The 13,831-nt window shown below is 72.2% G+C and carries 10 protein-coding genes; 5 read left to right on the top strand and 5 right to left on the bottom strand.

Annotated features, from left to right (window positions below):
* The coding region (locus FNH04_RS08835) for a TetR/AcrR family transcriptional regulator (protein ID WP_152782049.1) at positions 1 to 636 on the bottom strand (636 nt) is incomplete at its 3' end.
* A gap of 172 nt (positions 637 to 808) precedes the next feature.
* Between FNH04_RS08835 and FNH04_RS08830 the strand changes: the two genes are divergently transcribed.
* Positions 809 to 1,636, top strand: a complete 828-nt coding sequence (locus tag FNH04_RS08830; RefSeq protein ID WP_152782047.1) for a phosphatase PAP2 family protein — start codon at positions 809 to 811, stop codon at positions 1,634 to 1,636.
* The gene (locus FNH04_RS08825) at positions 1,633 to 2,556 is read left to right on the top strand and encodes a DMT family transporter (protein ID WP_152782045.1); all 924 of its coding nucleotides are present in this window, start codon (positions 1,633 to 1,635) and stop codon (positions 2,554 to 2,556) included. Before FNH04_RS08830 ends, FNH04_RS08825 begins: the two co-directional genes overlap by 4 nt.
* A gap of 45 nt (positions 2,557 to 2,601) precedes the next feature.
* Here FNH04_RS08825 and FNH04_RS08820 read toward each other — a convergent pair whose 3' ends face one another.
* Both FNH04_RS08820 and FNH04_RS08815 read right to left on the bottom strand, forming a co-directional pair.
* Positions 2,602 to 4,653, bottom strand: a complete 2,052-nt coding sequence (locus FNH04_RS08820; protein WP_152782043.1) for a phosphocholine-specific phospholipase C — start codon at positions 4,651 to 4,653, stop codon at positions 2,602 to 2,604.
* Positions 4,654 to 4,819: 166 nt separating this feature from the next.
* Positions 4,820 to 6,490, bottom strand: coding sequence for an IPT/TIG domain-containing protein (locus tag FNH04_RS08815; protein WP_152782041.1), 1,671 nt, complete (start codon positions 6,488 to 6,490; stop codon positions 4,820 to 4,822).
* A gap of 316 nt (positions 6,491 to 6,806) precedes the next feature.
* Between FNH04_RS08815 and FNH04_RS08810 the strand changes: the two genes are divergently transcribed.
* Positions 6,807 to 7,544, top strand: coding sequence for an IPT/TIG domain-containing protein (locus tag FNH04_RS08810; protein WP_152782039.1), 738 nt, complete (start codon positions 6,807 to 6,809; stop codon positions 7,542 to 7,544).
* Positions 7,545 to 7,597: 53 nt separating this feature from the next.
* Here the strand turns inward: FNH04_RS08810 and FNH04_RS08805 are convergent, their stop codons facing one another.
* Positions 7,598 to 10,039 carry a SpoIIE family protein phosphatase gene (locus FNH04_RS08805; protein ID WP_228031234.1) on the bottom strand — a complete coding sequence of 814 codons (2,442 nt, stop codon included), beginning with the start codon at positions 10,037 to 10,039 and terminating at the stop codon, positions 7,598 to 7,600.
* 159 nt (positions 10,040 to 10,198) lie between these two features.
* Between FNH04_RS08805 and FNH04_RS08800 the strand changes: the two genes are divergently transcribed.
* The gene (locus FNH04_RS08800; RefSeq protein WP_152782035.1) at positions 10,199 to 11,665 is read left to right on the top strand and encodes a benzaldehyde dehydrogenase; all 1,467 of its coding nucleotides are present in this window, start codon (positions 10,199 to 10,201) and stop codon (positions 11,663 to 11,665) included.
* Positions 11,666 to 11,846: 181 nt separating this feature from the next.
* A complete protein-coding gene (locus FNH04_RS08795) occupies positions 11,847 to 12,863 on the top strand; it encodes a LacI family DNA-binding transcriptional regulator (RefSeq protein ID WP_152782063.1) in 1,017 nt (338 codons plus the stop codon).
* A gap of 166 nt (positions 12,864 to 13,029) precedes the next feature.
* Here the strand turns inward: FNH04_RS08795 and FNH04_RS08790 are convergent, their stop codons facing one another.
* On the bottom strand, positions 13,030 to 13,722 hold the full coding sequence (locus FNH04_RS08790) for a TetR/AcrR family transcriptional regulator (RefSeq protein WP_152782033.1): 693 nt from the start codon (positions 13,720 to 13,722) through the stop codon (positions 13,030 to 13,032).
* Positions 13,723 to 13,831 lie beyond the last annotated feature (109 nt).

Raw genomic sequence — 13,831 nt, 5'->3', positions numbered from 1 at the left:
CCCGTCGCCCCCGGACCCGTCGCCCCGTCCGAGCGCCGGCAGGACGGCCACCTCGACGAAGCGGACGAGATACGCCTCGTCGGCGTTCCGCCCGTCCAGCAGCGGGCGAGCCCGCAGCACACCGAGGATCTGCGCGGGGACGTACTCCAGCGCGGGGTGACCGGCCGCGACCTCTCCCCGGGCGACCGCACGGTCCAGGATCGCCCGGAGACCGGCAACCTCCGGTGCGACGAACGCGTCCCTCAGCGCCACCTGCAACTCCTCGTCCTGCGTGATGGCGTGGGAGAGTCCGTGGAGCAGCCTGCCCTCCCGCCCGGACCAGTCGGCCCCGGCCCGGGCCGCCACCGCGCGCAGGTCCCCGGCGAGCGAACCGGTGTCGATGTCCGCGAACCGCGGGCGGTGGCTGGCCCGCAGCGCGGCCGCCACGAACTGCGGTTTCGTCTTCCACTGCCGGTACAGCGTGGACTTGCTGCACCGCGTGCTGGAAGCGACTCCCTCCATGGTCACCGCGTCGTAGCCGCACTCGCGGATCTGGTCGAGCACGGCGTCGAAGAACTCCTGCTCACGCTCGGGCGTGATCTTGGAGCGGCTGGAGGCGGCGACCGTCTCCGGTCCCTCCGCTGCCTGCGACGTCATGGGCTCCGGTTCTCCTCACTCGGTTCCGTTCACTGCGACCGCTTCCCAGAGTATATCGAAACGCACCTGTACCGATACGGCTTCGTATCGGTACACTCCCGTATCGGAACACAATCGTTTCGGTACGTGTGCGTATCGATGAACCAGTACGACGTCAGCGAGGGGGCCGGGGATGGAAGCCCGAACCGAGCCTGCGGGGTCCGAGTCCGACACGGCCATACGGCGGCGCGCGGCGCCCGACGGCACCGCGCGGCCGCCCCTCGTCCGTGAGCTCCTGCTCGTCGCGGGGCTCTTCCTCGTCTACAAGGCCGGCCGGCTGCTCGCGAACGGCCACACCACCGAGGCCTTCGGCAACGCGCACCGCGTATGGGACTGGGAGCGGGCCCTGCGCCTGCCCGACGAGGCCGCCGTGCAGTCCGTGCTCCTGCACGGCGACGGACTGGCACAGCTGGCGAACGGCTACTACGCGCTCGTCCACTTCCCGGCCACCGCGGCCTTCCTCGTCTGGCTCTGGCTGCGGCGGCCGGCGCACTACGTGTGGGCACGCCGCGTCCTGGCCGCCGTCACCGCCGCCGCCCTGGTGCTGCACCTCGCGTTCCCGCTGGCTCCGCCGCGCATGCTCGACGGCAAGGGCCTCGTCGACACCGGCCGGTTGTACGGGCCCACGGTGTACTCGGCGACCCCGGCCACGGACTCGCTGGCGAACCAGTTCGCGGCGATGCCGTCACTGCACTTCGGCTGGGCCCTGATGGTCGCGATCGGCCTGATCGCCGCCACCCGGTCGCGATGGCGCGTGCTATGGCTGCTGCACCCGCTGCTCACGCTCCTGGTGATCGTCGGCACGGCGAACCACTACTGGCTGGACGCGATCGCGGCCGCCGCACTGCTCGGTACCGCCCTCGCCGTGATCCGCCTCCCGCACCGTACGGCGACGACCGCCGACCGCGCCCGGGCCCTCGTCCCGGCCGACAGGCCCGCCCTCGTGGGAGCGGGACGATGAACGCCACCGTCGTCGCCGTGATCCTGTCCCTGTTCTCGGCCGTCGCCTACGCCACCGCGGCCGTCGCCCAGCAGCGGCTCGCGTCCCGCGGTGGCGGGACCGGCGTACGGCGGCTGCTGGCGAGCGGTGCCTGGTGGGGATCGGTCGTCCTGAACGGGGCGGGCGCGCTGCTGCACGTCGTGGCACTCGCCTACGGTCCGCTCACGGTGGTCCAGCCCCTCGGCGCACTCACGCTGGTGGCCGCGGTGCCGCTGGGCGCGCGTCTGGCCGGGAGGCGGGTCGGCGCGGCGGAGTGGCGGGGTACGGCGTTCACGCTCGCCGGTCTCGCCGCGGTCCTGGTCGCCGCGTCCGGTCCCGCGCCGGACGACGTGCTGAGCGTGCCCGAGGCCGTCGCGGTCGCCGGGGTGACAGCCGCGTTGATCGGCGCCCTGGCGCGGCCCGGCACCCGGCCCGGGCTGCGCCAGGCGACCGCGTCCGGTCTCGCCTCGGGTGTCGGGTCGGCGCTCACGCAGACCGTGACGGTGGCCGCGACGGACGGCTCGGGCTCGCCGTTCGGCGTCCAGGTGATCGGGGTGGCCCTCCTCGTCGCGGCCTTCGCGGCGGGCGGGCTGCTGCTGTCCCAGACCGCCTACCGGGACGGTCTGGGCGCCCCGCTCGCCGTGGTGACGCTGGCCAACCCGGTCGCCGCCGCGGTGATCGGTCTGTCCCTGCTGGGCGAGCAGATTCGGGGCGGACCGGCGGGTGTCCTCCTGGCGCTGGCGGGAGCCGCGCTGGCGTCCTGGGGCGTGGTGCTGCTGTCACGGGCGGCGCACGAGCCGCTTCCGCAGGACCCCCAGGTGACGGAGGACGACCATCCGGTGGCGGCGGTCCTGGCGCTGGAGCCCGGACTGGTGCCCCGGCAGGCGACGTTTGCCCGGTAGGGGCGGGTGGCGCGCCACCCGCCCCTGGTGCGGCACCGGTCCCGGCTAGGAGGTGATCATGGCCGGATCGCTCACCCCGGCCCGCCCGTTCTCGACATGCCCGGCGAACCGCCGCAGGAAGCCGGGCCCCTTCTCGGAGACGACGGTGAGGTCGTACCAGCGCCTGCTCGCGCGCAGGTCCACGGTGTGCTTCACGGTGGCGCCCGCGCGCACCCTGAAGGTCCGGGGCCGGCCGCCGTACCCGTTCGTGAGCTTCAGGTTCACCGTGCCGGAGCCCCTGTTGGTGAAGGTCAGTTGCACGTCGTCGCCGAAGTGGCGCGCGGTCACCTCGGCTCCGGCCGCCCCACCGGGCCCCTGGAAGACGCGCAGGAAGCCGTTGGGTCCGTGCACCCTCAGGTCGTACGAGCCTTTGGACCGTGCCGTGTTCCAGGTGTCCGAGACGCGCTTGCCCGCCTCCGTGGTGTACGTCCACGGGCCGTCGGAGCGGTTGCCCGAGGTGACGAGGAACGCGGCGCCCGCCCTGGGGCCCGAGGCGAGGGTCAGCGTGAACGTCCCGGCCGCCGGGTCGGCCGAACCGTCCACCCACGGCGCGTACTCGAGGGGCCGGGCCGGGCGCAGGCCGCGCTCCTGCTTCGGCATGCTCGGGTCGGCGGGCACGGCCGGACGGTAGTCCGGGTGGCGTTCGCGGTCCGCCGGCTCGTAGTCGTCGGTGTCCGGCAGCGCGGCCGGCCGCGCGTCCCTGCGGGAGAAGTCGAAGGCGGAGGTGAGGTCGCCGCAGACGGTGCGCCGCCACGGCGAGATGTTCGGCTCGCGCACCCCGAAGCGGCGCTCCATGAACCGGACGATCGAGGTGTGGTCGAACGTCTCGGAGCAGACGTGACCGCCCTTGCTCCAGGGCGAGACGACCAGCATCGGCACCCGCGGGCCGAGCCCGTACGGACCGGCCACATGGGTCGCGCTCCCCGCGAAGAGGTCCGGGCCGACGTCCACGGTCGACTTGCCCTGCGCGGCGGACCGCGGCGGCTGCGGCGGCACGAGGTGGTCGAAGAAGCCGTCGTTCTCGTCGTACGTGACGAACAGGACGGTCTTCGCCCAGACCTCGGGATCGGCGGTCAGCGCGTCCAGGACCTGGGCGATGTACCAGGCGCCGTAGTTCGAGGGCCAGTTGGAGTGCTCGGAGAACGCCTCGGGGGCGGCGATCCAGGAGATCTGCGGCAGCCTGCCCGCCGTGACGTCGGCCTTCAGCACGTCGAAGTAGCCGTCGCCGTTCTTGACGTCGGTGCCGGTGCGGGCCCTGTCGTACCACGGGTCGCCGGGCTCGGCGTTCCGGTACTTGTCGAAGTACAGCAGCGAGTTGTCGCCGTAGTTGCCGCGGTAGGCGTCCTGGATCCAGCCCCAGGAACCGGCCGCGTCCAGTCCGTCGCCGATGTCCTGGTACATCTTCCAGGAGATCCCGGCCGCTTCGAGGCGCTCGGGGTACGTCGTCCAGCCGTACCCGAGCTCGTCGTTGCCGAGGACCGGGCCGCCGCCCGTGCCGTCGTTGCCGGTGTGTCCCGACCACATGTAGTACCGGTTGGGGTCGGTGGAGCCGATGAACGAGCAGTGGTACGCGTCGCACACGGTGAAGGTGTCGGCGAGCGCGTAGTGGAACGGGATGTCCTCGCGGGTCAGGTACGCCATGGTGGTGGTGCCCTTCGCGGGGACCCACCTGTCGTACTTGCCCCCGTTGTAGGCGGCGTGCCCGTCGGGCCAGCCGTGGGGCAGGCCCTCCAGGAACTGCATGCCGAGGTCGTCGGCGTCCGGGTGGAAGGGCAGCACGTCCCTGGTGCCGTCGGACTGGTGCCACACCGGCTTGCCGCTGTCGAGGGTGACCGGATGCGGGTCGCCGAAGCCTCTGACGCCTCTGAGCGAGCCGAAGTAGTGGTCGAAGGACCGGTTCTCCTGCATGAGGACGACGATGTGCTCGACGTCCTCGATGGTGCCGGAACGGTGGTGCGCGGGGAGCGCCGCGGCTCGCTGGATGCTGGCCGACAGGGCCGTGAACGCGGTGGTCGCGCCCGCTACTCGGAGGAAGCGGCGCCGGTTGACCTCAGGCATGGGTGGGTGCCCTCCTGTCCTGACGGGGTGCGGTGGATGTGGCCTGCGCGCAGGGAGTGTTCCAAGCGCAACGCCCCTCGGGGAAGGGCCAGTTGCGCCTGAATGACGGACGGTCGTCCGTGCCGCGAACAGCACCGCTCCGGGGCGCCCCGTCGGGACCGGACGGTCAGGTGTACGTGTACGGCGTGGGAGAGGTGGCCGTCCGGCCGTCGGCCGTGCCGACGACGACGGCCGCGGGGCCGGGCGGGCCCGGCGGAGTGATGGCCTGGACCTTGATGTCGGACATGACCTTGAACACGGCCGCCACACCGCCGAAGGTCACGCTGGTCACCGCGCCGAGTCCGGTGCCGTTGATGTTGACGGGACGGCTGCCTGTGCGGGGCCCCGAGATGGGTCCGAGGCTGGTGATCGCCATGGTGGCGACATAGGTGAACGAGAGCGTGTTGGACACCCCGCCCTGGTTGGTGACGTGGAGGGGGATGTGGCCGGCGACAGCCGACGGCGGGGCGACGACGGTCATCCGGCTGTCCGACAGCACCGTGACCGAGCGGAAGGTCTTCCCGAACCAGACGCCCTTGACACCGGTGAACCTGCGGCCGGTGAGCGTGATGACGGTGCCGCCGCTCATCGGGCCCTCGGTCACCGACAGGCTCTCCAGGAGCGGCAGCCGGCGGTAGTAGAAGTGGCCGACGCCCGCCCTGCCCCCCGCGGACGTCACCTGCACCAGTGCGCCGCTGACGGTGCCGGAGGGGGTGACGACCACGAGATGACTGTCGTCCACCACGGTGAACTCGGGGGCGAGGCGCGACCCGAAGCGCACCGCGGTCGTCCCGGTGAAGCCCTGGCCGGTGATGGTCACCGTGGTTCCACCTCCGCGGGAGCCCGCGTTCGGGGTGATGCTCGCGGGCCGCCGCACGGCCAGCACCGTGCCGGCGCCGCCGTTGGTGACGAAGAGCCGGAGGCCGTCCACGGTGGTGGTGACCCTCTGGGGGGAGACGAGTCCGGTGATCGTGGTGGTCACGGTGGCCGAGAAGGAGTTGACGACCGTCACGGAGTCACGGCCGGGAGTCGTGACGTACACGAGGGTGCCGTCCGGCGAACAGGAGACCGAGACGGGACTCGTGGCCAGGGCGGCGGTCGCGGTGACGGTGTGGGTGGCGGTGCTGACCAGGGCGAGCGCGGACCGGCCGGAGTCGGCGACGTACAGCGTCGTGCCATCGGGCGAGACGGCCAGCCCAGTGGGGGTGGTGAACCCGGTGATGGTGGCCGTCACCGCGCGGGACGCGGTGCTGACCACCCTGACCGTGCCGCTGCCGGGGACCGACACGTAGGCCACCGCCCCGTCGGGCCGGAAGGCGATGGTGTCCGGGGCGCCTCCGACGTCGACGGCCGTGATGGCCGTGTGGGTGGCGGTGTCGACGACGGCGACGGTGCCGCCGCCGGTGTTCGCCACGTACAGGGTCGTACCGTCGGGCGAGACGGCCAGGCCCTTGGGAGTGGCCAGCCCGGTGACGGTTCCGGTCACCGTGTGGGACGCGGTGCTGACCACGCCGACGACTCCGGCGGCGGGCCGGGACGCGTAGAGACGCGCGCCGTCGGGGGAGACCGCGAGATCCCACGGACCGGCCCCCACCGGGACGGTGGAGCCGGCGGTGTCGGTCGCGGTACTGACGGCGGTGATCTCCGCGCCGCCGGAGGCCGCCACATACGCGGTCGCCCCGTCGGGCGTCACCACGATGCCCACCGGCCCCGGACCGACGGGGATGGTGTGCGGATGGAGCAGCCGGCTCGGGACGGAGGCCAGGACACCGGTGTGAAGGACAGGGGGACTGGCCACAGAGTGCTCCCGATGTTGGACGTCTGGCCCGCGGTCATGTCAGGAATGCGCGACGGCAGGCACTTGCCGAATCCTTATGTCTCCGGCTTTCCCTCCGGAAGCGATCCTCACCGGATCCGTTGAAGCCAGGCGGCGCACTCGGACGCACCGGGCGGCGATTCATATTTTCCTATTCGCCTCTTTGTGGCCCGTGACGATCCCGCGCGCCCTGCCACAGGCGGTATTCCCCTGCTCCACTCGTAATCGTCCGGCCAAAGTTCCCTGGTCCCGGACTTGTTCGTGTCCACCGGACGCAGCGGCGAAAAGGAGCCGGATCATGGTCACCCTCAATCCCCATCAGGGCCCCACCTCGGGCGGAAACCAGGTCGTCATCACCGGAACGGGATTCACCGGGGCGACATCGGTGAAATTCGGAACGAAATCCGCGTCGTTCACCGTGGACAGCAACACCCAGATCACCGCGATCGCCCCCTCGAACAGCAACGCGGTGCAGGTCGTCGTCACCACGCCGTACGGAACCACGGCGCCGGTGTGGTACTTCTACATCCTGCCGCCGAGCATGTCGAGCCTCAGTACCACGTCAGGGCCGCTGAGCGGCGCGGCCCTCACCATCTACGGCGCCAACCTGTACACCGCCACGGCCGTGAGGTTCGGTACCGAGAACGCGGCCTCCTTCAACGTGGTGAACGACAACCGGATCGACGTGGTAGGCCCGACCCTGACCACCGCCGCCACGCTCGCCGTCAGCGTCACGACCAAGGGCGGCACGGCGAACGGGCTGACCTTCCGCTTCGTGGCCGCCCCCACCGTCGTCAGCATGGACCCCACCACCGGGCCCGACTACGGCGGCACCCCCTCCACCATCACCGGAACGAACCTCAGTGATGTCACCGACGTCCTCTACGGCGCGGACTCCACCGCCTTCCAGCTCATCGACGACACCACCCTCATCGCCTACTCCCCCGGCGGAACGGGAACCGTGCCCGTCACCGTCCTCAGCGCGGGCGGCAGCGACACCTCCCAGTCGTTCACCTACACGGTCACTCCCGGCTGAGCCGCGGAACGGCGAACGCCTCAGGCGGGTGGCGGCCTTGACGACGACACGCCTCAGGCCGCGGGCAGCGTCTGTTCCGCCCAGATCGTCTTGCCCCGGTACGTGTGGCGGGTGCCCCAGCCCTGGCTCAGCTGGGCGACCAGCAGCAGGCCGCGCCCGCCCTCGTCGAAGACACGGGCCCGGCGCAGATGCGGGGCCGTGCTGCTGGCGTCGGAGACCTCGCAGATGAGGCTGCGGTCGAGGATCAGGCGCAGCTGGATGGGCGGCTCGGCGTACCGGATGGCGTTGGTGACCAGCTCGCTGACCACCAGTTCGGTGACGAACGCCGCCTCCTGCAGACCCCAGTCGTCGAGCTGCCGGCTCGCCCGGCCGCGGATCTCGGCCACCGCGGACGGTTCCGGCGGCACGTCCCAGGTGGCCACGTGCGCCGAGTCCAGGGCGCGCGTACGGGCCAGCAGCAGGGCCACGTCGTCGGCGGGACGCTGCGGGAGCACGTCCTGCAGTACGGCGTCACAGGCGCTCTCCAGGGACGGGCCCGACCGGACCAGCGCCTTCAGCAGCAGGTCGATGCCCTCGTCGAGGTCACGGCCGCGGGCCTCGATGAGCCCGTCCGTGTAGAGCGCGAGCAGGCTGCCCTCGGGCAACTCGACCTCGGCCGACTCGAAGGGCAGGCCCCCGAGGCCCAGCGGAGGCCCCGCGGGGACGTCGAGGACGCGCGCCTCGCCGGTGGCGGTGAGCAGCGCCGGTGCCGGGTGGCCGGCCCGGGCGACGGTGCAGCGCCGGGAGACCGGGTCGTAGACGGCGTACAGGCAGGTGGCTCCGAAGTCACCGGTGCTGCCGGACAAACCGTCGGACTCGGCGGACAGCCGGCCCACCAGGTCGTCGAGATGGGTCATGAGCTCGTCGGGCGGAAGGTCGACGTCGGCCAGGGTGCGTACGGCGGTGCGCAGCCGTCCCATGGCGGCGGAGGCCTGGACGCCGTGGCCCACGACATCGCCGACCACCAGGGCCACCCGGGCGCTGGACAGCGGGATCACGTCGAACCAGTCGCCGCCCACGCCGACCCGCGCGCTGGCCGGCAGATAGCGGGAGGCGACCTCGACGGCGGGCTGCTCGGGCAGCCGCTGGGGCAGGAGGCTGCTCTGCAGGGTCAGTGAGGTGTCGCGTTCGCGGGTGTAGCGGCGGGCGTTGTCGATGCTCAGGGCGGCCCGGGCGGTGATCTCCTGTGCCAGCAACAGGTCGTCCTGCTCGAAGGGTTCGGGGCGCCGGTGCCGGGAGAAGGTGGCCACGCCGAGCGTGATGCCGCGGGCGCGCATGGGCACGGCCAGGACCGAGTGGAAACCGAACCGGTTCATCCGTTCGGCACGGTCCGGGGTCTGGGTCGACCACCTCGCCACCCCGGCCGCGGTCACCTGATGGATCAACGGCTGTCCGGAGATCAGGCATTCGGCCGCGGGCGAGGCGTCCGGGTAGCTGGCGACCGTGCCCAGCGGGACCACGGCCTCGGGACACCCGGGCAGCACCGACTGGTTGGCCACGCGGCGCAGCAGGACCGGGCGGGGCAGTGTCCCGGCACGGAGCTCGCGGTCGTCGTCGATGTCGGGGAGCAGGTCCACGGTGACGAAGTCCGCCAGCTGCCCGACGGCCACTTCGGCCATCTCCCGTGCCGTACGGGCCAGGTCCAGGGTGGTGCCGATACGGACGCCGGCCTCGGCGACCAGGGCGAGCCGCTGCCGGGCCAGGTACTGGTCGGTCATGTCGTGCGCGGACAGCAGCACCCCGCGTACGGTTCCTCCGGGGTCGCGTACCGGTGCCAGGGATGTCGACCACACGCTCTGGCGTTCGTGGCCGGCCAGCGTCAGGACGGACTGCAGGCGCTGCTGCTCACCGGTCTCGAGGACCCTGCGCATCAGGTCCTCGGTGCGGTCGCCCTGCGGGTCGAGGACGATCTCCGAGACCCTGAGCCCGCGCATCTCCGCCTGGGACAGGCCTATGACGCGCTCCATGTCCGCGTTGGCCCGCAGCAGGCGCAGCCCGGTGTCGTAGAGCGCCATGGTGCACGGGGACTGGGTGAGCGACCAGTCGACCAGACGGTCCTCGTCGGGCCCCGGCGCGGTACGGGACACCGGCGAGACCAGAAACCAGTCGTGGCCACCGCCGTCGACGCTCGGGTCCCGCTCGCGGCGGTGGGCCAGCAGGGTCACCGGGACGAGGTGGCCGTCCCGGTGCCGGAGGATCGCCGAGCCGCTCCATCGGCGCCCGGCCCCGGTGACGGAGCGCAGCGTTCCGGCGGGCGGGGCTTCGGCGAGCAGCATGGCCGCGGACCGGCCCACCACGTCCGTCTCCCGGTAGCCCACCAGGCGTCGCGCGCCCTCGCTCCACCCGGTCACCACACCGTGGGCATCCACGACGGCCCGGGCGGTGGCCGTCTCGTCGACGGGCCGCACACGCCGCGGTGCGGCCCCTTCGTCCTCGGTGGTTCCGGGTCGCGTCATCACGCTCATCCTGCCCTCGGCAGCGCCGGACCGATATCCGGACCGATATAGGGCGCCCTTCATTCTAATTCTTGTGAAAATGCAATAAGCAGGCAAAGTGGAGTTAAGGGATCGTTAGCGGGTGGCCGGAGAGCCGGCAGGGGGGCGGAGGAGGGTCCCATGGCCGACGGCACGCGAGAAGACATCTGGCCGGACACGACCAGGTGGACCGGAAGGATCTACAGCGACGGCTGGCGGGTGTCCGAGGGCGGCACCTCCCGGGTGACCGAGCCCGCCACCGGCGAACCCCTGGCGGAGGTGGGAGTGGCCGCTCCCGAGGACGTGGCGCGGGCGGGGGCCGGCGCCGCCCGGGCCCAGCGGGCGTGGGCCCTGGCCGCTCCCCTGGAGCGCGCCGAGGTGCTGCTCCGTGCGGCCCGGGCCCTGCGCGAGCACACGGACGTGGTCCGCGAGTGGATCGTCAGGGAGTCCGGCGGTGTCCCCGCCAAGGGCGACTACGAGATCGCGGCCGGTCTCGGCCAGCTCGCCCAGGCCGCCGGGCTGGCCTCGCTCCCCCAGGGCGAGATCCTCACTCCGGCCGTCCCAGGCCAGGCCAGCCACGCCTACCGGGTGCCGCTGGGCGTGGTCGCCGTCATCAACCCGTGGAACGCGCCGCTGCTGTTCGCCATGCGGGCCCTGGCGCCCGCCCTGGTGCTCGGCAACGCGGTCCTGCTCAAACCCGACCCGCACACCCCGGTGTCCGGCGGTGTCCTGGTCGCGCATCTCTTCGAGGAGGCCGGACTGCCGGCCGGGCTGCTCCATGTGCTGCCCGGAGGCGCCGAGACCGGGCGGGCGGTCGTCGCGGACCCGCATGTCGCCATGGTCTCGTTCACCGGCTCCACCGAGGCCGGACGGGCAGTCGCGCGTACGGCCAGTGCCGGGCCGAAGCGGGTCGCCCTGGAACTGGGCGGCAAGAACTCGATCGTGGTGCTCGACGACGCGGACGTCGAGGCCGCGGCGACGGCCGGGGCGCTGAGCTCCTTCGGCTACCAGGGCCAGGCGTGCGTGGCCGCCGGACGCCATCTCGTCCACGCCGACCTCGTGGAGCCGTACACCGAGGCACTGCTCGGGCAGGCCCGGGCGCTGCGGGTCGGCGACCCCCGCGACCACGGAGTCGCCCTGGGCCCCGTCATCAGCGAACACCAGGCGCTGCGGATCGAGCGCATCGTGGACGAGAGCGTCGCCGCCGGAGCCCGTGTTCTCACCGGCGGCCGGCGCGACGGGCTCTTCTACCCGCCCACGGTCCTGGACCGCGTCGGCCGCGCGATGCCCGCGTACCGGGAGGAGATCTTCGGGCCGGTCGCCCCGGTGGTCCCCTTCCGCACGGACGAGGAGGCCGTCGAGATCGCCAACGACACCGAGTACGGTCTGACGGCGGCCGTGCACTCCCGTTCCGTGCCCCGGGCCCTCGGCGTCGCCGACCAGCTGCGTACCGGCATGGTCCACATCAACGACGTCTCCGCCAAGGACGCCCCGAACGCACCCTTCGGCGGCATGGGCGCCTCCGGCAACGGCTCCCGCGTCGGTGGCACCGCCAACCTGGAACAGTTCACCCAGTGGCGCTGGGTGACGGTGCCGGAGGCGGTCTGAGTCCGAGGTGGTCGCGATCATGACGGGTGCGCTCCGGATCGACGCCGGGGGCAGCGGTACTGTCGTCGCTGACGAGGAGGCCGCCAGGGCGGCCGGCCTCACGGAGAACCGACGGTTACCGCTGGTGGTGTGGAGACGGAAGGCATCCGCCCGCGCCACCACCACGGAAAGGGTGTTGACCATGCCTGTGGCCCGCCGCCCCACGCTCAGCGATGTGGCACAGGAGGTCGGAGTCAGCGCCAAGACCGTGTCCCGGGTGCTGAACGACGACGGGCCGGTCGCCGCCGAGACCCGTGAGCGGGTGATGGAGGCCGTCCAGCGGCTCGGCTTCCGGCCCAACCTCATGGCGCGCCACATGCGACTCGGCAAGAGCGACACGGCCATCGGGCTGGTCGTGCCGGACATGAGCAACCCGTTCTTCGCGACCGTGGTCAGCGGGATCGAGTCGGTGACCCACGGCCGGGGTCTCACCCTGCTCGTCGGTTCCTCCGCCCAGGACACCGAGCGTGAGCGCTCCCTGGTCGGTACGTTCCTGGCCCGCCGGGTCAGTGCCCTGCTCATGGCCCCGACCCCCACGGCCGACCACGGCTACCTCAAGGCCGATCGCTCCGCCGGGCTGCCCGTCGTCTTCCTCGACCGCCCCGGAAGCGGCCTGACCGCGGACAGCGTGCTCAGCTCCAACCGGCGGGGGGCCCACGAGGGCACTACGCACCTGATCCGGCACGGCCACCGCAGGATCGGCTTCGTCGGCGACACACCCACCGAGCTCTACACCCGCCGGACGCGTCTGCAGGGCTACCGGGACGCCCTCGCGGACAGCGGACTGCCGTACGACAGGACACTGGTCGTGGGCGGTCACGACCAGCGGACTGCCGCCGGGGCGACCGAACGCCTGCTGGATCTGGAGGATCCGCCGACCGCGCTGCTCGCGGCGAACAACTTCGCGTCGATGGGGGCCGTGGTGGGCCTCGCCCGGGCCGGCCGCAGGGACGTGGCCCTCGTCGGCTTCGACGACATCCCGCTCGCCGAGGTCCTCGAACCCGCCCTCACCGTGGTCGCCCAGGACCCCGCGGCCATGGGCGCCGCGGCCGCGACGATCGCCCTGGCCCGCCTGGACGGCGACCGCTCCCGTGCCCGCTCCACGGAGATCCCCACCCGCCTCGTCCCCCGCGGCTCGGGAGAGCTACGGCCCCGCTGAGGCCGCCGTCCCGTATCGACGTTCCCGCGCTCGGACAACGCTCTGACCAAGGCCTGCACGGACTGCCAGGCTTGCTGGTCTGGAACGAACAGTCCGCGTCGGCCGTCTGACAACGGCCGGGCGGCGAACATGTCACGCCATCACGCCGGCCCACGCTTCCCGTCGGTCACGCGCCCGACTCCGGCGCCGCGACGCCCGCCGGACCGGGGCGGAGCATGGCCTTGTAGAGGGCGTCATGCTTGGGCGAGGCGGGCAGGGAACCGCGCACCGGGGTCTCGAAGGACTGGATCAGCAGGGCGACGACGCGTCGCCAGGCGTCGGGAGCGGCGTCGCCGGTGGCGTTGACGACGCCGGCGTTGGCCATGTGGATCAGCACCAGGTCCGAGGGGTCGAAGTCCTCGCGCAGGCGGCCGGTGGCCTTGGCGCGGCCGATGAGTTCGACCATGCCCTCGTAGGCCTCGTTGCGACGGCGTTCCAGGGCCTTGGCGGCGGGGAACGTCGTGGTCAGTACGTCGGCGAAGCCGTAGTCGGCGGCCTGCATCGCGCAGGCGGTCTCGACATAGCCGACGAAGCCATGCCAGGGATCGGGGTCGTCGAGGGCGGCGGTGACCGCGTCGGCATAGGCGTTCATGCGGTCGATGAAGACGGCGTCGACGAGTTCCGCCTTGGTGGGGAAGCGCCGGAACATGGTGGCGATGCCCACGCCCGCCTCGCGGGCCACGGATGCCATGGAGGCGTTCAGGCCGTCCCGCGCGAAGACCGTGCGCGCGGCGGCGATGATCCGCTCCCGGTTGCGCTCGGCGTCACTGCGCAGGGCCTGTCCGGCGGGGGCGTCAAAGTGCTGGTCACCAGGGGCCATACGAGGAAGTGTAGCAATCGGATTGCCCTATCCATTTTCGGTGGTACGGTGACCGCACAGGACCGGAAAGGCCTATCCGGATCGGCTAACCGGATAGGTCTTACCGGAT

This window comes from Streptomyces phyllanthi (assembly GCF_009377205.1).
Classification (GTDB): domain Bacteria; phylum Actinomycetota; class Actinomycetes; order Streptomycetales; family Streptomycetaceae; genus Streptomyces; species Streptomyces phyllanthi.
The sequence above is the reverse complement of the archived record's forward strand: the minus strand, read 5'-3'. Positions and strand labels throughout refer to the sequence as shown.

Coding starts and splice junctions, on each gene's coding strand:
- FNH04_RS08830 (WP_152782047.1), top strand. CDS start 809: ATGGAAGCCCGAACCGAGCCTGCGGGGTCCGAGTCCGACACGGCCATA.
- FNH04_RS08825 (WP_152782045.1), top strand. CDS start 1,633: ATGAACGCCACCGTCGTCGCCGTGATCCTGTCCCTGTTCTCGGCCGTC.
- FNH04_RS08820 (WP_152782043.1), bottom strand. CDS start 4,653: ATGCCTGAGGTCAACCGGCGCCGCTTCCTCCGAGTAGCGGGCGCGACC.
- FNH04_RS08810 (WP_152782039.1), top strand. CDS start 6,807: ATGGTCACCCTCAATCCCCATCAGGGCCCCACCTCGGGCGGAAACCAG.
- FNH04_RS08805 (WP_228031234.1), bottom strand. CDS start 10,039: ATGACGCGACCCGGAACCACCGAGGACGAAGGGGCCGCACCGCGGCGT.
- FNH04_RS08800 (WP_152782035.1), top strand. CDS start 10,199: ATGGCCGACGGCACGCGAGAAGACATCTGGCCGGACACGACCAGGTGG.
- FNH04_RS08795 (WP_152782063.1), top strand. CDS start 11,847: ATGCCTGTGGCCCGCCGCCCCACGCTCAGCGATGTGGCACAGGAGGTC.
- FNH04_RS08790 (WP_152782033.1), bottom strand. CDS start 13,722: ATGGCCCCTGGTGACCAGCACTTTGACGCCCCCGCCGGACAGGCCCTG.